An 18,346-nucleotide genomic window follows, 5' to 3' on the forward strand; every position below is an offset into this window, starting at 1 on the left:
CGGGCATCTTTGGAAAAATGCATTTTTCCGTGGCCTCTATACAGAAAAGATATACATTGCCAGCCACCCCGAGCAGGAACGAATCGCCATGTCCAGACCCCTGAGCTCCCGAGAGATCGAGGCCTTCCGTGCCGTCATGCAGACCGGCACCACCACGGCCGCCGCGCGGCTGCTGCACACCACGCAGCCTTCGGTCAGCCGGCTGCTGGCCCAGATGCAGGCGGCCGCAGGGCTCAAGCTGTTCGACATGCACAAGGGCCGGCTGCGCCCCACGGCCGAGGCCGTGGAACTGTTCGCCACCGTGCAGCAGCATTTCCTGGGGCGCGAGCGCATAGAGCGCGACCTGGCCGCACTGCGCCAGTCCGGCGCCGGCACGCTGCGCATAGGCTGCACGCCGGCCCTGGGCCTGAGCGTGATCCCGGCCGTGGTGCGCAGCTTCGCGCAGCGCTACCCGGGCACCCACATCAGCCTGCAGACCCTGGGCTCCACGCCCTTGCGCGAGGGCCTGCTGCATGGCCACTTCGACCTGGTGGTCAGCACCATGGCGCTGAGCACGCCCGAGCTGGACGCCACCGTGCTGCACCGCAGCCGCGCCGTCTGCGTCATGCACCCGGACCATGCGCTGGCCACGCGCACGCGGCTGCATGTGCGTGACCTGCAGGGCCAGCTGCTGCTGACCCTCAACGCCGATGACGACATCTACCTGCAACTGCGCAGCACCATGCAGGAGCAGGGCATAGAAGCCGGTTCCACCATGGAGACCACCTACTCCTCCACCATCTGCAGCCTGGCCGCACAGGGGCTGGGGCTGGGCGTGGTCAACCCCTACGTGGCCTCGGTGTTCGCACGCGACCTGCGTGTGCTGCCACTGCTTCCAGCCTGTGCGGTGGAGGTGGTGCTGGCCCTGCCGCCCCAATACGCGCCCACCGAAAGGGCTGACTGCTTCGTGCAGTTGCTGCGCGAGCAATTGCACGCCTATCCGCAGGCCCGCACGCCCTAAAATTGCGGCCGATTGGAGACAAGCGGTTTGCAAACGAGTACCCACGAGCCCATGCTCACCCCCGCCGAGCGCGAGGCCATCAATTCCGGCCAGTGGTTCTGCAGCCTTTCGCCCTCGCTGCGCCATGACATCCTGCGCCAGACCACGGTCCGGCGGCTCAAGGACGGGGCACTGATCTATGCACGCGGCGATGTGCCGCACAGGTGGTATGCCTGTGCGCAGGGCGCCGTGCGCATGAGCTCGACCAGCCTGTCGGGTCGGCAGACCACGCTGGCCTATGTGGAGCCGGGCGCCTGGTTCGGTGCCATGTCCACCTTTCTTGACGAGCCTCGCACGCGCGATGCCTATGCCCACGGCGACACCACGCTGCTGTGCGTGGACAAGGAGAGCTTTCACGCCATCCTGGCCACGCACGTGGAGTTCTACGACGCCCTGCTGCGCCTGCAGGCCCACCGCATACGCCAGACCTACGGGCTGGTGGAAGACCTCAACACCCTGCCGCTGCGCGCACGCCTGGCCAAGCAGTTGCTGCACCTGTCGCGCAGCTACGGCACACAGGTGCTGGACGACCCGCGCGAGCTGCGCATAGGCCTGCAACTGGTGCAGGAGGAGCTGGCCCAGTTGCTGGGCGCCTCGCGCCAGCGCGTGAACCAGGAGCTCAAGCGCATGGAGCGCGACGCCTGCATTCGCGTGGAAGCCCAGGGTCTGGTGGTGAGGGACCTGGTGGCCCTGCAGACCATCGTGCGCGAGGCCAGCCTGGCCGGCGCCTGAGGCCGGCGCCAGCGCGCCGGCGGTTCAGCGCCGGTTCAGCGCCGGTTCAGCGCCGGTTCAGCGCCGGTTCAGCGCCGCCAGTCGATTCTTGCCGGGCGGCCCGGCAGATGCAGCGCAGCCGTTGCAGCAGGCGCCTCGGCCAGCAACCGGCCCTTGCGGAACACCTTCAGGCGCGTGGCGCGCAGCCGTATCGCCTCGGCCGCATCGCGCGCCTGCAGCAGCACGAAGCTGGCATCGCAGCCGGCCTCGATGCCATAGCCGTCCAGGTGCATCACACGCGCCGCGCGCGTGGTCACGGCGTCGAAGCAGTCGCGCATGCCGTCCTGGCTGGTCATCTGCGCCACATGCAGGCCCATGTGGGCGACCTCCAGCATGTCGCCCGAGCCCATGCCGTACCACGGGTCCATCACGCAGTCATGGCCGAAGGCCACGTTGACGCCTGCGGCCAGCAGCTCGGGCACGCGCGTCATGCCGCGGCGCTTGGGATAGCTGTCCTGGCGGCCCTGCAGCGTGATGTTGATCAGCGGATTGGCAATCACGGCCACGCCGCTTTCGGCGATCAGCGGCAGCAGCTTGCTCACGTAGTAGTTGTCCATGCTGTGCATGGAGGTGCAGTGCGAGCCCGTCACGCGGCCCTGCAGGCCCAGGCGCTGCGCCTCGAAGGCCAGGGTTTCGATGTGGCGCGACAGCGGGTCGTCGGACTCGTCGCAGTGCATGTCCACCAGCAGGCCGCGCTCGGCCGCCAGCTCGCACAGCAGCCTGACGCTGTCGGCACCCTCGGCCATGGTGCGCTCGAAGTGGGGAATGCCGCCCACCACGTCCACGCCCTTGTCCAGCGCCCGCCGCAGGTTGGCGACGCCGCCGGGCGAGCGCAGCACGCCGTCCTGCGGAAACGCCACCAGCTGCAGGTCGATATAGGGAGCCACCTGGCGCTTGACCTCCAGCAACGCATCGACGGCCAGCAGGCGGGCATCGCTGGTATCCACATGGCTGCGGATGGCCTGCAGCCCCTTGGCCGCCGCCCAGTCGCAATACTCCAGCGCGCGAGAGATCAGCGCCTCGGCCGTGAGCAGCGGCTTGAGCTCGCCCCACAGCGCTATGCCCTCCAGCAGCGTGCCGCTGCGGTTGACGCGCGGCAGGCCGTGGCTCAGCGTGGCATCCATGTGGAAATGCGGATCGACGAAGGGCGGCGACACCAGCTGGTGCTGTGCATCGACCACCTGGTGGGCAGGCGCCGAAAGACCGGCCGCGACCTCGACGATGCGCCCGCCCTGCACGGCGATGGACATGTCCTGGCGGCCGTCGGGCAGCGTGGCGTGAATGACGAGTAGATCAAGCATCTGCGTATTCTGCGGGCATGGCCACGCACCCGCAGACTTGCCTGACCACGCTGAATGGCCTGCCAGCGGTCAGACCGAAAGCGCAAGGGATCAGGGGGAACTACTGGTAGCTGATGGTGAAGGTCGCCGCCGCATTGGCACTGCCTATGGTCACGTTCTCTCCGGTCTTGACATAGCGCGCCGTCAGCGGGATATCCAACCGCTCCTGCCCGTAGGCAACAGACCCTGCAAACCATTGATTCCTGTTGCCGGCGGCATTGGAGTCCGGGCCAAAGCCCAGTATCTGGTCATCCTTGCGGATCTGCACACCCACACCTTTTGCCACCGAGGTTTTCGACAGGGTCAGAGCATTGCCGATATTTCCAGGATTTGCCACATCCGTCAGGGTGACATAGGCGTTGGTCAACGAACCTGGGATGCCGCCCTTGCACAACAACGAGATGAGGAAGGAGCGGGGAGCACCGGTTGAGCCGATTGAGGTGAGTTTTTGAGTGACAGTCTGGGCCATGCGCACGGGCTCCGGCGCCTGTGGGGTACAGGTGGGCACCTTGGGCCGGAGGACGACGGGCGAGGAAAAGCTGTATTGAGCGAGAAGCTGGCCAAATGCATCAGTCGCGCGTTCGTACAGGAAATCGCTGTCCAGCACGCCACCTGCAGTGATATCGCCATCTGCGGTCTTGATCAACTCAACTGTGACAATGGCATATTGATATGCAAAAGATCCGGGGTGATTGGAATGCTCCGAAGTACTTACAGGCGCAGCACCATTTACAGTCGAAACCCTCATTCCAATACCCTCGACTGTCGTCGGGTATATATTATTGACTGGTGTAGATTTACCCAAACTATAGCCCGTGACCGCTGGACTACAACGCATCAATCTATCGCCAACCCCATTACGCAGTACCGCTATAGCGGTTTTTGAGTAAATCACCGTGTTCTTGGCTACATTGGGATTGAATTCTGGAGGATTGAAATTGCTGAACACATACTTGTAATAGCCTGACCCATCACTTGTATCTATAATTGCGCATGCGGACCATGCGGAGGTGGCCATCATTGCCAAAATAAATATCATGACAGCCTTGTTTATTCTGCAAAAAGCACCTGCGAATATATGCATTTTGAATACCCCCGGATAATGAAAAAATCCCAAGGCCGCATTTCCTTGGTAAATTTTCAATCGTAGACATCTTTCATCCGAGATGAAATCAGATCAATCTGATTCAAGGTCTGCCCGGAGCCATGAAGGTCGTGGCGAGGCAGGCCCCATCACGTCAACGGCCCCGCATGCCGATACGCTGGCCGAAGCCAGGGCTGACAGCCGCGCTGCCGAATCGCCTGAAAAACACCCAAGCGCAATCGCGCATCAAAATAGGGGCTGACTGCTACGGCAAGGGCATGATTTTTCGGGTGAACAGGCTGGCAACCACCACAAGAGCAACCATCGAAAAATCACGCAACCATTTGATTTAATTGGATTTATTTATGCAAATCGCCACCTGGAACGTCAACTCCCTGTCCGTGCGCCTGCCGCAGGTGCTGGCCTGGCTGCAGGCCAACCCTGTCGATGCGCTGGCGCTGCAGGAACTCAAGCTCACCGACGACAAGTTTCCGCTGCAGGCGCTGCAGGAGGCCGGCTACCACGCGGTCAGCCATGGACAGAAGACCTACAACGGCGTGGCCTGGCTGACGCGCACGCCGGTGCGCGACGTGGTGCGCAATATTCCGGGCCTGGATGACGAGCAGGCCCGCATCATTGCCGCCACCCTCGATGCCGAAGGCGGCCCGGTGCGCCTGATCAATGGCTACTTCGTCAATGGGCAGGCGCCGGGCACCGACAAGTTCGCCTACAAGATGCGCTGGCTGCAGGCGCTGCAGGACTGGGTGAAAAGCGAAATGGCGATCCACCCGCGCCTGGTGCTGGTGGGTGACTTCAACGTGGCGCCCGAGGACCGCGACTCCTACGATCCCATCGGCCTGAAGGACACGATCCACCACACGGTGGAAGAGCGCACGCATTTCCAGGCGCTGCTGCAGCTGGGCCTGACCGATGCCTTCCGCATGTTCGACCAGCCCGAGAAAAGCTATTCGTGGTGGGACTACCGGATGCTGGGTTTCCAGAAGAACCGGGGCCTGCGCATCGACCACATCCTGGTCAGCGAGGCATTGCGCCCCAGCGTCAGCGCCTGCAGCGTGGATCGCGCGCCGCGCAAGAACCCGCAGCCCAGCGATCACGCGCCCGTGGTCGTGACCTTGGGCTGAATTCCAGCCAACCGGCTACAGCATGTACCGGCGCAGCCAGTGGATGGCCTCGATCTGCCCGCGCAGCATCAGGGACTGGCGATGCAGCACTTCGCTGAGCGGCCCCGGCAGACGGGACTGCTCAGCAGCCTCATAGGCGCTCAGCCATTGCTGCTGGCAGGACTCGGCCTGGTCCAGCACGTAGTCCGCGCCCTCTTCCCTGCCCAGCAGCCCGTCCCAGAAGGCGTTGCGACGCAATGCGGCACGGCTGTCGCGCACGGGCAGGACCACGCCGCCGCTGGAGCCGATGGCGCGTTCCAGGTCTTCGACGAGGATCTGGCTGGCATTGAAGTGCCGCGCCAGCACCTGTCCGATCAGCCCCTGGGGCATGGGATCCATGCATTCGCCCAGGCGTGCATGGGCCTGGCGGCCCAGGGCCAGCACGGCATTGAGCAGGGCCGTGCTCTGCAATTCCAGCGTGGTGGCCACTGGCTGTGTGGGCGTGCGCTGGCGCGCCTGCAGCCATGAGGCCTCGACGGCCTCGCGCACCTGGCTCCAGCGCAGCAGGCTGCTGCCCCGAACCTGCTCCCAGCGCTCTTCGAGCTCGAATTCGACATCGTCGAAATCCTGCTGCGCGTACTCGGGTTCAAGTGACGCTTTCCAGCCCAGTGCGTAGGCGGGACGGTATTTGTCGTAACCACGCCCCGCAACGAAGTAAGGCTCCAGGAAGTAGCGGTCATGCCAGTACGCATCGACCGGCTCGCCAAGCGTGCGCGGTGTCGATGGGTACATCAGGCCCGGACGAGCGGGCTTGGCTTTTTGCCAGAGGTTGGAGAGGACTGTGGGCACGATAGGTCGGGACGTAGGCCGTTCCAGCGAAGAGGACTCCATTGTCCCAAGCCCGGGCGGCCCGGCCCGTCAGCACCCCGGGCGCCGGCCTGTAGGAGCCGGACCCTTGCCGAGGCAAGGGCCCGGCCGCCCACCGGCTTGCCTTACTCGAAGGCGTCCTCGTCCATGCCCAGCTCCTGCAGCTTGCGGGTGATGGTGTTGCGGCCAATGCCCAGGCGCTGGGCGGCCTCGACCCGGCGGCCGTGGGTGACGGCCAGGGCCGAGCGGATCAGCTGCGCCTCGAAGCGGCGGGACAGCTGGTCCCAGACTTCACCATGCCCCTGGGCGTGGGTGTGCTCCAGCAGCTGGCGCGCCTGTTGCCCCAGCAGATGGACCCAGTCCAGGTCGGAAGCGGCCAGGGCGGTGTCATGCGGCGGGGCCAGCGCGGACACGGGCACGGCCAGTCGGCCAAGGCCCTCTTCCGCCAGCGGTGCCGGCGCATGCGGCAGCGCGGCCGGTGCAGGCACGCCGCCGTTGCCCCCGCCCACGGGCGGGGCGGCTTCGCCCAGCACCTCGGGGGGCAGGTCCTTGACCGAGATGACCTGGGCAGGGGCCATGACGGTCAGCCAGTGGCAGATGTTCTCCAGCTGTCGCACGTTGCCGGGGAAGGCGAAGGTCTGCAGCCGCTGCATGGCATCGACCCCCATGCGCTTGGGCTCCACGCCCAGTTGCCGCGCGCTTTGCTGCAGGAAGTGGCGAGCCAGCATGGGCACGTCTTCATTGCGCTCGCGCAGCGCGGGCAGGCGCAGGCGGATGACGTTGAGGCGGTGGAACAGATCCTCGCGGAAGCCGCCGTTGCGCACGCGCTGCTCCAGGTCCTGGTGGGTGGCGGCGATGACGCGCACATGGGCCTTGACGGCCTGGTGGCCGCCCACGCGGTAGAAGTGCCCGTCCGACAGCACACGCAGCAGGCGCGTCTGCAGGTCGAAGGGCATGTCGCCGATTTCATCGAGAAAGAGCGTGCCGCCCTCGGCCTGCTCGAAGCGTCCGCGCCGTTGCGTCTGGGCGCCAGTGAAGGCGCCGCGCTCGTGGCCGAACAGTTCGGACTCCAGCAGGTCCTTGGGGATGGCGGCGGTGTTGATGGCCACGAAGGGGCCGCCCGCCACGGGCGAGTGCTTGTGCAGCGCGCGCGCCACCAGCTCCTTGCCCGAGCCCGACTCGCCCGTGATCAGCACCGTGACCTGGCTCTGGCTGAGCCGGCCGATGGCACGGAACACGTCCTGCATGGCAGGCGCCTGGCCCAGCATCTCGGCCTGCAGCGGGGCCTGGGCCTCCGCCACATCCTCGCGCAGGCTTTCCTCGACGGCGCGCCGGATGAGTTCCACGGCCTTGGGCAGGTCGAAGGGTTTGGGCAGGTATTCGAAGGCTCCGCGCTGGAAGGCCGAGACGGCACTGTCCAGGTCGGAGTACGCGGTCATGATGATGACGGGCAGGCCCGGCTGCTGGGCGCGGATCTGCTCGAGCAGCTCCAGCCCCGAGCCGCCGGGCATGCGGATGTCGCTCACCAGCACCTGGGGTGGCTGGCGCGCCGGGTCGCCGGCATCGACATCGGACAGTGCCGTGAGCACATCGCGCGCCTGGATGAAGCTGCGCGTTGCCCAGCCTTCCCTGCCCAGTGCCTTTTCCAGCACGAAGCGGATGGAAGGGTCATCATCCACGATCCAGATCGGTTTCATTGGTGGTGCATCCTTCCCTTGTTGCAGTGTTGACTTCCGTGGGCCTCAAGGCAGGGGAATGAGGATGCGGAAATCCGTGCGTCCCGGCTGGCTTTCACATTCGATCAGCCCCTGGTGGCGCTGCACGAAGGTCTGCGCCAGCGTCAGCCCCAGTCCCGAACCGCCATCCCTTCCCGATACCAGCGGATAGAAGATCCGCTCCTTGATGGCATCGGGAACGCCTGGCCCGTTGTCGATCACATGCAATTCCAATGCCAACCGATAGCGCTGGCGACCAAAAGTTACCTGCCGGGCCACACGCGTTCGCAAAATGATCTCGGCATCACCAGCCGCAATGCGCTCCTGCAGCGCCTGCGCGGCGTTCTGGACGATGTTGAGCACGGCCTGGATCAGCTGGGCGCTGTCGCCCCGGAACTCCGGGATGGAGATGTCGTAGTCGCGCGTGATGGTCAGCCCGGCAGGGTGCTCGACCAGCACCAGCGAGCGCACGCGCTCGCAGACTTCGTGGATGTTGACGTCACCGACCTCATGCGGATGGCGGTGCGGCGCCAGCAGCCGATCCACCAGCGCCTGCAGCCGGTCGGCCTCGTGGATGATGACTTCGGTGTACTCGCGCAGCTCGGGTGCGTCCAGATCCATCTGCAGCAGCTGGGCTGCGCCACGGATGCCGCCCAGCGGGTTCTTGATCTCGTGGGCCAGGTTGCGGATCAGCTCCTTGTGTGCCTGGGCCTGCTCGCGCAGCCGCTCCTCGCGGTCCTGGCGGGCCTGCTGCTCCAGCGGCCAGAACTCGACCAGCACATGGCCGGGCCGCTCGGCCAGCGAGACCGTGACGTGCACGGGCAGCGCATCGCCGCCCACGCGGTGCAGGCTGGCCTCGAAGCGCAGGGCCGCGAAGTCGTTGTCCTGGGCGCCACGCAAGGCCTTGTCCAGCAAGGCAGGCTCGGTGAAGCAGGCCGCCAGCTCGCTGCCTTCGAGCATGCGGCGCGACAGGCCCAGTGCGTTTTCAAGGGCTGCGTTGGCGAAAAGCACGGCACCCTGCTCGTCGAGCACGGTCATCAGCGTGCACAGCAGGTCAAGCGCCTGATAGGAGGCCGGGGGCGCCGGCCGGTCGTCCTGGATCATGGCCGGGCTCCGGTGGGCCGCACGGGCCCGTCAGTTCTTGGGAAGTCGATCCAGCTCACGACGGATGCCGGCGACATCGCCTTCCTGCCGCGAGATGCTGCTCTTGAGCTGCTCGACACGTTCCAGATAGCCCTGGGGATTGCGCAACTCCAATGCGGTGCGCTGGGGATTGCCATCGTTGTACTCCTGACGCAGCTGTGTCAGCTTCTCCTGGGCGCGGGCCAGCTCGCTTTCCAGAATGGTCCGCGCGTCGGAGTCGCGGGCCTTCTGGGCGCTGCTATTGACCTTGGCCGGAGCGGGCGATCCTGCGGCCGGAGTGGCGGAGGTGCGCGGTGCCTGGCTGCCGCCCGAGGCCGCCGGCTTGCTGCCGCCATGGATCACCGTCACATGCCCGCCATCCACCGGCTTGCAGTCCTTGGCCTTGGCCTGGCTGACGTTGTTGGTGTACTCGTTGCCGCAGCGGTAGATCACGTCCTGGGACCAGGCTCCCACCGACAGCAGGGGCAGCAGCAGTGACACAAACAGTTTCTTCATTCCATTCCCTCGGGTAGCCAGATCGGAAGGGCCCGGCTTATCCGGGCAAGTATCGCTCCATCTTCCGGGCTGGACGTCATTTCTTGAGCGGGCCAACCCCTTTTGGTTCCGCGCCCAGCATACCCAGGTCCTGGCCGAAAGCAAAAAAGGCGGCTTGCGCCGCCTTTTTGCCGACTCGCCTTACAGCGAGAAGTACATGTCGTACTCGACCGGATGCACGGCCTGACGGTAACGGGTCACTTCGCCCATCTTCAGCTCGATGTAGGCATCGAGCATGCTGTCCGAGAACACGCCGCCCTTGGTCAGGAACGAGCGGTCCGCGTCCAGCGCTTCCAGGGCCTGGTCCAGGCTGTGGCAGACCGTGGGCACCAGCTTGTCCTCTTCCGGGGGCAGGTGGTACAGATCCTTGGTCGCGGCTTCGCCGGGATGGATCTTGTTTTCCACGCCGTCCAGACCTGCCATCAGCAGGGCCGAGAAGCCCAGGTAGGGGTTCATCAGCGGATCGGGGAAGCGTGCCTCGACGCGGCGGCCCTTGGGGTTGGCCACGTAGGGGATGCGGATCGATGCCGAGCGGTTCTTGGCCGAGTAGGCCAGCTTGACCGGAGCCTCGAAGCCGGGCACCAGGCGCTTGTAGCTGTTGGTGCCGGGGTTGGTGATGGCGTTCAGGGCACGGGCGTGCTTGATGATGCCGCCGATGTAGTACAGCGCGAAGTCGGACAGGCCGGCGTAGCCGTCACCTGCGAACAGGTTCTTGCCATCCTTCCAGACGGACTGGTGCACGTGCATGCCCGAGCCGTTGTCGCCCGGATAGGGCTTGGGCATGAAGGTGGCGGTCTTGCCGTAGGTGTTGGCCACGTTCCAGATCACGTACTTCATGACCTGTGTCCAGTCGGCACGCTCCACCAGGGTGCTGAAGCGGGTGCCGATCTCGTTCTGGCCGGCGCCTGCCACTTCGTGGTGGAACACTTCGACGGGAATGCCCAGTTGCTCGAGCAGCAGCACCATTTCGGCGCGCAGATCCTGGGTGCTGTCCACGGGGGGCACGGGGAAGTAGCCGCCCTTGTTGCGCGGACGGTGGCCGCGGTTGCCGGATTCGAACTTGGCGCCCGAATTCCAGGGTGCTTCGTACTCTTCGATTTCGTAGAAGGTGCTGCCGGGTTCGGTGTTCCAGCGCACGCCGTCGAAGATGAAGAATTCGGGTTCGGGTCCGAAGTAGGCGGTGTCGCCCAGGCCCGATGCCTTCAGATAGGCTTCGGCGCGCTTGGCCACGGAGCGGGGATCGCGGTCGTAGGCCTTGCCATCACCGGGTTCGATCACATCGCACTGCAGGAACAGCGTGGTCTCTTCAAAGAAGGGGTCGATGTTCGCGGTAGCGGGATCGGGCATCAGCTGCATGTCAGATGCTTCAATGCCCTTCCAGCCTGCCACCGACGAGCCGTCGAAGGCGTGGCCCGAGGTGAACTTGTCTTCGTCGAAGTGCGACACCGGCACCGTGACGTGCTGCTCCTTGCCACGGGTGTCCGTAAAACGAAGGTCCACGAATTTGACCTCGTTCTCCTTCACCATGTTCAACACGTCTGCAACGGTCTTTGCCATCAGATCTCTCCTGCCAATCTGGCTGATCAAAAAAGATAAATACTCTTAAGCAGTTTGCGTGCCAGGCTGCATCCATTGAGTGCATGCCTGCAGACTGGCACCTGCTTGGCGCGCCAGCCCCGTGATTCTGCCGCCTTGGGAAGGGCTTGTGGATGACATTGAAGCCTCTGTCGGCATTCGATCCACCGCCCGGCATCTTCACCAAATCGGTGCAGATTCAGGAACCGGCCCGTAAATCAGATATTGCGCACCAATTCAGGGCCAAGACTTGCACCAAATGAGTGCAAACCTTCCAGCAGCGTGGGCCAGGCCTTGGTGACGGCACCAGCTTCGCCCTTGACACCAAGTTCTATGTGCCGGCCGTGCTTGGAATCATCCACGCTGGGCAGGCTGAACACCTTGACGCCCGGGTGATCGCGCTCTATGGCCACCATCAACGGCGTCAGCGTGGCTTCCATGCCGCCGTAGACGATGACCGAATGCTCCCGCTGCACCGTGCTGTGGAAATGCTTGGCGTAGCGCTGCTCCAGCACCCACTCGACCATGGGCCAGGCCATGACAGGGAAACCGGGCACGAAGTGCACGGTGCCCGCTGCGCCCGAGCAGGAAAAGCCCGGGATCTTGTTGTAGACGTTGGGGATGATGCGCGCGCCTTCGGGGAAGTTGCCCATCTGCAGCCGGTGCAGGTTGTCGGCGCGCTGGGGTTCGTAGGGCTTGCCTTCTTCGGTGGCCACATCGCGCATGCGCTCGCGGATCAGGGCCACGGCTTCCGGGTGCAGTGCCAGCGGCACGCCCAGGGCCTCAGCCGCGCATTGGCGCGTGTGGTCGTCGGGGGTGGCGCCTATGCCGCCAAAGCTGAAGACCACGGCCTGCGATGCGAAGGCGCGGCGCAGGGCGTCGGTGATGCGCGCCCTGTCATCGCCCACGTACTCGGCATGGGCCAGGGACAGGCCACGCGCGCCCAGCAGCTCGATCAGCTTGGGAAGGTGCTTGTCGGCACGCTTGCCCGACAGGATTTCGTCTCCGATGATGAGTGCGCCTACTTGAAGGGTCATGAGGTCTTTTCTTGCGGGGTGGAGGGGGGAGAGGCCGCGCCGGCTCCGAGCGGCGCGTCGGGAGCGTAGGGCACGATGGGGGTGTCGGGCAGCGCCGGTTCCTCCTCGCGCATGCGCTGCAGCGCGGCCAGGCAGAAGTGGGCAAACCACAGCGAGGAGAAAGCGAAGATCAGCGCATAGATCCAGATGGCCACCGGAATCAGTATCCAGAAGGCCGCGATGAAGACCACGCCGGAGGCCCAGACAATGGCCGGCGCCGCGCCCAGATAGCCGCAGACCACGCCCATGAGCATCAGCGCCAGGCGGTGGCGCAGGAACAGGCTGCGGCGCTCGGGCTTGCTGGCATGGGCAGAGAGCGCGTCAAAGGCCATGACGCGGTAGGTCAGCCAGCCCCAGATCAGCGGCGGGATCACCACCACCAGGGGCGGCACGAACCACAGCGGCACCGACACCAGCAGCGCGATCAAGGCAATCAGCGAAGAGCCTGCGGACCACACCAGGCTGCCGACCAGGGTGGCGCCCTGCCTGCGCTCCAGCGCGGGAAAACGCCGCTGGGCCACCAGCTCGACCAGGGCCGGCGTCATGAACAGCGCCACCAGCAGCAGCGAGACCACGACCAGCACCGGCGTGACCGAGAGCACGACCAGCACCGGCGCCACCAGCTCGGGCAGCGATTGCACGCCCATCCAGGACCAGACGGTGTGCAGCCAGCCCACGCCCTGCAGGACCCCTTCCGTCCAGACGACGGCATCGGCCCAGAAGAAATAGCCCAGCAGCCAGGCCGTGATGGCCATGAACAGCAAGGGAAACAGCGACCATGCAATCACCCGCTTATGCAGGCAATACGCCGTCGCACGCCAGAAGGAATCGAGTAGCAAGCCCATGCCGGCAAGCATACCCCGAGCCCAGCCTCAAGCGCGACCCATCAACCTTAGGAACCCACGCCATTGCTGGGCCCAAAAGCCCTGGCCGTAGTCGCGCAGCTGGCCCTGGGCATTGGGCTGGACCTGGTCGCGCACGCCGGTGGGATCGAAGCGCAGCTCGAAGTTGGCGGTGCCGAACAGCATGTCCCACCAGGGCAGGAGCACGCCGAAGTTGTTGCCATGCGCCTTCTTGTTGCGCACGGGCGCCATGGGCTCATGGCCAATGCCGATGGCGTGGTGGCGGCGGTGAAAACGGGGGCTGATCCACAGCCGCTCGCCGATGGTGCCGAACCAGACGCGCAGGTTGGCGTGCTGGAAGCTCTCGCTGAGCTGGGTGAAGGCCACGATGGCCACGAACTGGCCTGGCGCCACGCCGATGAGCTGGGCCACGAGCACGATGATGGTGTCGCGGATCACATCGTCGAGCAGGTGGTTGCGGTTGTCGCTCCACACCGTCATCTGGCGCTGCGAGTGGTGCAGCGCATGCAGCTTCCACCACCAGCCGATGCTGTGCTGGCCGCGGTGTATCCAGTAGTCCAGGAAGTCGAAGGCCAGCAGGTAGATGATCAGGCTGACCCAGGCCAGGTCGGTGACGCCGGGCCACACGCCGTCGAGGTGAAAGCTCGGCAGCCCCCAGACATGCAGACGGCCCATGAGCTCGTCCCACAGCGGGTCCAGCGTGAAGAACAGGGCCAGCCGGAACAGGCCCAGCCGGTGAACCACGGTGTAGATGATGTCCACGTGGATGGCGCGCCGGTCGGTAACGGGCTCGACGGGCCGCCAGTACTGCAGCGGCGCGATCACCGCCACCATGATGAAGATCTGCAGCAGACCCACCAGCAGCCAGCCCGTGGCGCCATAGGCGTCCTCCAGCAGGCTGGCCTGCCCCAGGCCGAACAGCAGGGGCTGGACAACGCCCTCGAACAGGCGCTGCTGCGCATTACCGAACCACTGAATCCACCAGTCCACACCACGCTCCCATCGCCCGCCGCGCTGCGCGCGCGGACACTATGCGAATTTTGCTACCCAATCCCGATAGTCGGGATGCTCCCGCAGCGTGCGGAAGCAGAACCCCTGCTTGAGCAGGCCCGTGACCAAAGGTTCCAGCACGGCAGGTGCCCAGGGGTCCTTGCGTGACCAGATGCCCAGATGGGCCAGCAGGATGTCTCCGCTGCGGATGTTCTTGAGCGCCTGGGCCAGCAGCTGCGCATTCGGGTAGCGGTCGCTGGGCAGCTCATCGCCCAGAAAACCCGCGCTGGCCCAGCCCACATGCATGTAGCCGCCCTGCCGCGCGGCATCCAGCAGCGCGGGCGAGGTCTTGCCGCCGGGCGCACGGAACAGCGGCAGGGGCTTGCGCCCGGTGATCTGCTGCAGCCGCTGTGCGGATCGGCGGATCTCGTCGCAATAGCCTGCCGCATCGACCGTGAAGGTCTCGTTGGCGCGAGGCCCTGCCGAGGGGCGCACGCGAAAACCCGTGACCGGCCCGTTCTTCGAGGCGCGCAGATCACCGCGCCAGTACATGTGGTCGTAGGTGTGCGAGGCGAATTCATGGCCTTCGGCAGCGCGTGCGCGCCACCAGGGCGCCCATGTCTCGCCCAGGCTGCCATCGCCTTGCTGGGTGGGCTCGTTGGCCGCGAAAAACGTCACTGGCACCGCATGGCGCTTGAGCACATCGGCCACCAGGTCGGCAATGCCCATGTGGCCCGTGTCGAAGGTCAGATACACGGTCTTGGCACAGCCTGTGCCCTGCCCTGCCGCCAAGGCGGGGCGCAGCAGGCCGAAAGCCGCCGCACCGGCCAGCGATTGCGCAAAGAGACGGCGGTCCATCAGCGTTGCGCGTGGGCCAGCGTCCACACGCCGTGCGGCGACTTGCCGACCTTGACCTGCTGGACCACCTTCTTTTCCACGGTGTCGATCACCGACAGCTTGCGCGCCCAGCGCGAGCTGACCAGCAGGTAGCGGCCGTCGGCGGAGACGTCCATGCAGTCCGGGCCGCCCGGTGCCGGGTAGTTGGCCACGACCTGGTTGGTCTGCATGTCGATCTTGCTGATGGTGTTGGCCACGCGGTTGCTCACATACAGGTGGCGGCCGTCGCCGGCGGCGCGCATGGCGTGGGCGCCAGCGGCTGTCTTGATGCGGGCCACGCTGCGCGGCTCGGGGCCGGTGATGTCGAACACTTCCACGCCATCGCTGCCGGTCAGGCCGATGAACAGCTTGGTGCCGTCCGGGCTGCCATAGAGATCGGCCGGCATGGGGCCGGTGGGCACGCGGGCCTTGATGGTCTGGGTGGCGATGTCGATGGCCACCAGGGCATCGCTGTCCTGCATGGTGGAATAGATGGTCGTGCTCTTGGCATCGATCCAGAGATGGCTGGGCGTCTTGCCCGTGGGCACGCGCTTGACCAGCTGCGGGTTCTGGCCATCCCAGCGGTAGATGTCGATGTGGTTGAGGCGGTTGGCCGCCGTGACGAACCACTTCATGTCCGGGCTGAAGCGCAGGTGATAGGGGTCGATGATGTCGCGGATCACGCGCTGCACCTCGCCCGTGCGCGGATCGACCAGGGTCAGGGTGTCGCCCAGCGCATTGGCCACGACCAGCGATTTCTCGTCCGGCGTGAGGTACAGGTGATGCGGCTCCTTGCCCGTGGGAATGCGTGCCGTCTCCTGCCAGGTGACCGGGTCCACGATGCTGATGTTGGCATCAAGCGAGTTGAGCACAAAGATGGGCGTGGGGCCCTGGGTCTGCGGTGGCGGCGTGACACGCGCGACCGGGGCCGCGGGAGCTGCCGTAGCCGAGGGAACGGAAGGCGCGGCAGGAACGGCGGCCGCCTGGGCCGATGCGGCTTGCGCCTGCACGGCAGCAGACGTGGCCGAGGCCGCGCGGGCCGATTTGGATCCGGGCAGGGATGCCACAGCCAGCCAGGCCAGCGCACCGCCGCCCACAACCAAAGCCACAGCCGCGCTCAAGCGCCCGACGGAAAGACGTTTCACAAAGCACCACCTTCTGAGAATCTGCGCAGTGTAGCTGCGCCAATCAGCCCCTCGGACGCTCTGGGGCATCGGCCTTTGCTGCTGTGCAAAAAACCGACATTTGCGCGACGTTGGCCCGAGATATCGCGGCAAGCGCGCCAATCCATGACTTGCATCAAGGCATGACAACGGCGCATGGAAATACCCGCCACAACGAAAAAGGGAGCCGACAGGCTCCCTTCGCTGGCATGCGCCCAAAGGCGCAGTGGCGATCAGATCTTCCACTTCTCCATGAGCTTTTCGGGACGCAGGGTGTCGTAGTGCTCGAAGGGCTGGTGGATCCAGGGGTTGGTCGGCAGGTAGTCCACCGAGTAGTCGGGCGTGAAAGCCGACAGGCCCTTGGTCCAGATCACGGCGCTGCGCAGTTCGGTGATCGGCGGGTAGTTGGTCTTGAGCATGGCGATCACGGCGTTCAGCGTGTGACCCGAGTCGGCCAGGTCATCGACCAGCAGCACGCGGCCGGCGATCTCACCCTTGGGCGTGGTGATGAAGCGCGCGATGTCCAGATGGCCCTGCACCGTGCCGGCTTCGGCGCGGTAGGAGCTGGTGGACATGATGGCCAGCGGCTTGTCGAAGATGCGGCTGAGCATGTCACCGGGACGCAGGCCGCCACGGGCCAGGCAGAGAATGGTGTCGAATTCCCAGCCGGACTGGTGCACTTTGATCGCGAGCTTTTCGATCAGTCCGTGGTATTCGTCGTAGCTCACATACAGGTGTTGACCGTCTTCCGTCAGCATGGAATGGCTCCTGGTTCAATCTTGGGGTTCAGCCGCCAGTGGTTCACTGGGCGGCGTAGGGGTTTTGCATCAGGATGGTGTGATCCCGGTCGGGGCTGGTCGAAACCATGGCGATGGGCACGCCCGTCACTTCCTCGATGCGCTCCAGATAGCGGCGGGCATTGGCCGGCAGCTTGTCGTAGTCGGTCACGCCCACGGTGGAATCGGTCCAGCCGGGGATGGACTCATAGATGGGCTTGCAGCGGGCGATCTCGTCGGCGCCCATGGGCAGCAGGTCGATCTTCTCGCCATCGAGCTCGTAGCCCACGCACAGCAGCAGTTCCTGCAGGCCGTCGAGCACGTCGAGCTTGGTGATGCACAGGCCCGACAGGCCGTTGACCTGGGCGCTGCGCTTGAGCAGCGCGGCGTCGAACCAGCCGCAGCGGCGCGAGCGGCCGGTGGTCACGCCCTTTTCGGCGCCCACGGTGCTCATGTGCCAGCCCGGCGTGCCTTCCTTTTCCCAATCCAGTTCGGTGGGGAAAGGACCGCCGCCCACGCGGGTGCAGTAGGCCTTGGTGATGCCCAGGATGTAGTGCAGCATGCCGGGGCCCACGCCCGAGCCTGCAGCCGCATTGCCGGCGACGCAGTTGGACGAGGTGACATAGGGATAGGTGCCGTGGTCCACGTCCAGCAGCGTGCCCTGCGCGCCTTCGAACAGCAGGTTGGCGCCTTCGGCGTGCGCGGCGTTCAGCTCGCGCGAGACATCGGCCATCATGGGCTTGAGCAGCTCGGCATGGCGCATGGCCTCTTCGTACACCGCGTCGAATTGCACTTCGCCATCCTTGATGTACGGCTTGAGCGCGTCACCGAAGGTGAAGTTCTTCGAACCCAGCACGTTGACCAGGATGTGGTTGTGCAAAGCCAGCAGTTCGCGCAGCTTGGTGGCGAAGCGCTCGGGGTACTTGAGGTCCTGCACGCGCAGTGCGCGGCGGGCAATCTTGTCTTCGTAGGCGGGGCCGATGCCACGGCCGGTGGTGCCGATCTTCTCAGTGCCGCCCTGCTCGCGCGCAGCTTCGCGCGCCACGTCCAGCGCGGAGTGGAAAGGCAGGATCAGTGGGCAGGCTTCGGACACGCGCAGACGGTCACGCACCTGCACGCCGGCCTTCTCCAGGCCTTCGATTTCCTCGAACAGCTTGGCGGCAGAGAGCACCACGCCGTTGCCGATATAGCACTTCACGCCGGGGCGCATGATGCCGCTGGGGATCAGGTGCAGTGCGGTCTTCACGCCGTTGATGACCAGCGTGTGGCCAGCGTTGTGGCCACCCTGGAAGCGGACCACGCCCTGGGCGCTTTCGGTCAGCCAGTCCACCAGCTTGCCCTTGCCTTCGTCACCCCACTGGGTGCCGACCACGACCACGTTGCGACCTTTGGTAGCTTTCATATTCAAATCCG

17 protein-coding genes are annotated in these 18,346 nt (G+C 65.3%); 3 read left to right on the top strand and 14 right to left on the bottom strand.

The window, feature by feature from the left end; genetic code table 11:
• The first annotated feature begins 88 nt into the window (after positions 1 to 88).
• Positions 89 to 1,000 (top strand): LysR family transcriptional regulator, encoded by a 912-nt coding sequence (locus DACI_RS25245; protein WP_012206792.1) that lies wholly within the window; start codon positions 89 to 91, stop codon positions 998 to 1,000.
• 51 nt (positions 1,001 to 1,051) lie between these two features.
• Positions 1,052 to 1,771 (top strand): Crp/Fnr family transcriptional regulator, encoded by a 720-nt coding sequence (locus DACI_RS25250; protein ID WP_016451304.1) that lies wholly within the window; start codon positions 1,052 to 1,054, stop codon positions 1,769 to 1,771.
• Between the two features lie 68 nt (positions 1,772 to 1,839).
• On the opposite strand, the gene DACI_RS25255 is transcribed toward DACI_RS25250, so the two are convergent.
• Together DACI_RS25255 and DACI_RS32280 are read right to left on the bottom strand one after the other, a co-directional pair.
• Positions 1,840 to 3,111, bottom strand: coding sequence for an amidohydrolase family protein (locus DACI_RS25255; RefSeq protein ID WP_012206794.1), 1,272 nt, complete (start codon positions 3,109 to 3,111; stop codon positions 1,840 to 1,842).
• A gap of 100 nt (positions 3,112 to 3,211) precedes the next feature.
• Positions 3,212 to 4,294, bottom strand: coding sequence for a fimbrial protein (locus tag DACI_RS32280; RefSeq protein ID WP_157059704.1), 1,083 nt, complete (start codon positions 4,292 to 4,294; stop codon positions 3,212 to 3,214).
• Between the two features lie 305 nt (positions 4,295 to 4,599).
• Here DACI_RS32280 and xth point away from each other — a divergent pair, with 305 nt between their 5' ends.
• Entirely contained in the window at positions 4,600 to 5,376 is a 777-nt protein-coding gene (gene xth / locus DACI_RS25265) for an exodeoxyribonuclease III (RefSeq protein ID WP_012206796.1), read from the top strand.
• A 15-nt stretch (positions 5,377 to 5,391) separates the two neighbouring features.
• On the opposite strand, the gene DACI_RS25270 is transcribed toward xth, so the two are convergent.
• From DACI_RS25270 to DACI_RS25325, 12 genes are all read right to left on the bottom strand, one after another.
• A complete protein-coding gene (locus DACI_RS25270; protein ID WP_225970997.1) occupies positions 5,392 to 6,204 on the bottom strand; it encodes a hypothetical protein in 813 nt (270 codons plus the stop codon).
• 143 nt (positions 6,205 to 6,347) lie between these two features.
• The gene (ntrC, locus tag DACI_RS25275; protein ID WP_012206798.1) at positions 6,348 to 7,919 is read right to left on the bottom strand and encodes a nitrogen regulation protein NR(I); all 1,572 of its coding nucleotides are present in this window, start codon (positions 7,917 to 7,919) and stop codon (positions 6,348 to 6,350) included.
• Positions 7,920 to 7,964: 45 nt separating this feature from the next.
• Positions 7,965 to 9,041: a nitrogen regulation protein NR(II) gene (gene glnL / locus DACI_RS25280; protein ID WP_012206799.1), complete on the bottom strand. Its 1,077-nt coding sequence runs from the start codon at positions 9,039 to 9,041 to the stop codon at positions 7,965 to 7,967.
• A 30-nt stretch (positions 9,042 to 9,071) separates the two neighbouring features.
• A complete protein-coding gene (locus DACI_RS25285) occupies positions 9,072 to 9,575 on the bottom strand; it encodes a hypothetical protein (RefSeq protein WP_012206800.1) in 504 nt (167 codons plus the stop codon).
• A 180-nt stretch (positions 9,576 to 9,755) separates the two neighbouring features.
• Positions 9,756 to 11,171, bottom strand: coding sequence for a type I glutamate--ammonia ligase (glnA, locus tag DACI_RS25290; RefSeq protein ID WP_012206801.1), 1,416 nt, complete (start codon positions 11,169 to 11,171; stop codon positions 9,756 to 9,758).
• A 236-nt stretch (positions 11,172 to 11,407) separates the two neighbouring features.
• The gene (locus DACI_RS25295; protein WP_012206802.1) at positions 11,408 to 12,226 is read right to left on the bottom strand and encodes a competence/damage-inducible protein A; all 819 of its coding nucleotides are present in this window, start codon (positions 12,224 to 12,226) and stop codon (positions 11,408 to 11,410) included.
• A complete protein-coding gene (locus DACI_RS25300) occupies positions 12,223 to 13,122 on the bottom strand; it encodes an EI24 domain-containing protein (protein ID WP_043782572.1) in 900 nt (299 codons plus the stop codon). Before DACI_RS25300 ends, DACI_RS25295 begins: the two co-directional genes overlap by 4 nt.
• Positions 13,123 to 13,137: 15 nt before the next feature.
• Positions 13,138 to 14,118, bottom strand: a complete 981-nt coding sequence (locus tag DACI_RS25305; protein WP_012206804.1) for a sterol desaturase family protein — start codon at positions 14,116 to 14,118, stop codon at positions 13,138 to 13,140.
• Positions 14,119 to 14,157: 39 nt separating this feature from the next.
• Positions 14,158 to 14,976, bottom strand: coding sequence for a polysaccharide deacetylase family protein (locus tag DACI_RS25310; RefSeq protein WP_012206805.1), 819 nt, complete (start codon positions 14,974 to 14,976; stop codon positions 14,158 to 14,160).
• Complete coding sequence (locus DACI_RS25315; protein WP_012206806.1) at positions 14,976 to 16,208, bottom strand: YncE family protein; 1,233 nt, start codon at positions 16,206 to 16,208, stop codon at positions 14,976 to 14,978. Before DACI_RS25315 ends, DACI_RS25310 begins: the two co-directional genes overlap by 1 nt.
• A 182-nt stretch (positions 16,209 to 16,390) precedes the next feature.
• Entirely contained in the window at positions 16,391 to 16,915 is a 525-nt protein-coding gene (locus tag DACI_RS25320; RefSeq protein WP_012206807.1) for a phosphoribosyltransferase, read from the bottom strand.
• A 43-nt stretch (positions 16,916 to 16,958) separates the two neighbouring features.
• Positions 16,959 to 18,335: an adenylosuccinate synthase gene (locus DACI_RS25325; protein ID WP_012206808.1), complete on the bottom strand. Its 1,377-nt coding sequence runs from the start codon at positions 18,333 to 18,335 to the stop codon at positions 16,959 to 16,961.
• Positions 18,336 to 18,346: the final 11 nt, after the last annotated feature.

This window comes from Delftia acidovorans SPH-1 (genome assembly GCF_000018665.1).
GTDB classification, from domain to species: domain Bacteria; phylum Pseudomonadota; class Gammaproteobacteria; order Burkholderiales; family Burkholderiaceae_C; genus Comamonas; species Comamonas acidovorans.

Coding starts and splice junctions, on each gene's coding strand:
- DACI_RS25255 (WP_012206794.1), bottom strand. CDS start 3,111: ATGCTTGATCTACTCGTCATTCACGCCACGCTGCCCGACGGCCGCCAG.
- ntrC (WP_012206798.1), bottom strand. CDS start 7,919: ATGAAACCGATCTGGATCGTGGATGATGACCCTTCCATCCGCTTCGTG.
- DACI_RS25300 (WP_043782572.1), bottom strand. CDS start 13,122: ATGCTTGCCGGCATGGGCTTGCTACTCGATTCCTTCTGGCGTGCGACG.
- DACI_RS25325 (WP_012206808.1), bottom strand. CDS start 18,335: ATGAAAGCTACCAAAGGTCGCAACGTGGTCGTGGTCGGCACCCAGTGG.
- DACI_RS25250 (WP_016451304.1), top strand. CDS start 1,052: ATGCTCACCCCCGCCGAGCGCGAGGCCATCAATTCCGGCCAGTGGTTC.
- DACI_RS25245 (WP_012206792.1), top strand. CDS start 89: ATGTCCAGACCCCTGAGCTCCCGAGAGATCGAGGCCTTCCGTGCCGTC.
- glnA (WP_012206801.1), bottom strand. CDS start 11,171: ATGGCAAAGACCGTTGCAGACGTGTTGAACATGGTGAAGGAGAACGAG.
- DACI_RS25315 (WP_012206806.1), bottom strand. CDS start 16,208: ATGCCCCAGAGCGTCCGAGGGGCTGATTGGCGCAGCTACACTGCGCAG.
- DACI_RS25285 (WP_012206800.1), bottom strand. CDS start 9,575: ATGAAGAAACTGTTTGTGTCACTGCTGCTGCCCCTGCTGTCGGTGGGA.
- DACI_RS25295 (WP_012206802.1), bottom strand. CDS start 12,226: ATGACCCTTCAAGTAGGCGCACTCATCATCGGAGACGAAATCCTGTCG.
- glnL (WP_012206799.1), bottom strand. CDS start 9,041: ATGATCCAGGACGACCGGCCGGCGCCCCCGGCCTCCTATCAGGCGCTT.
- DACI_RS25310 (WP_012206805.1), bottom strand. CDS start 14,976: ATGGACCGCCGTCTCTTTGCGCAATCGCTGGCCGGTGCGGCGGCTTTC.
- DACI_RS25320 (WP_012206807.1), bottom strand. CDS start 16,915: ATGCTGACGGAAGACGGTCAACACCTGTATGTGAGCTACGACGAATAC.
- xth (WP_012206796.1), top strand. CDS start 4,600: ATGCAAATCGCCACCTGGAACGTCAACTCCCTGTCCGTGCGCCTGCCG.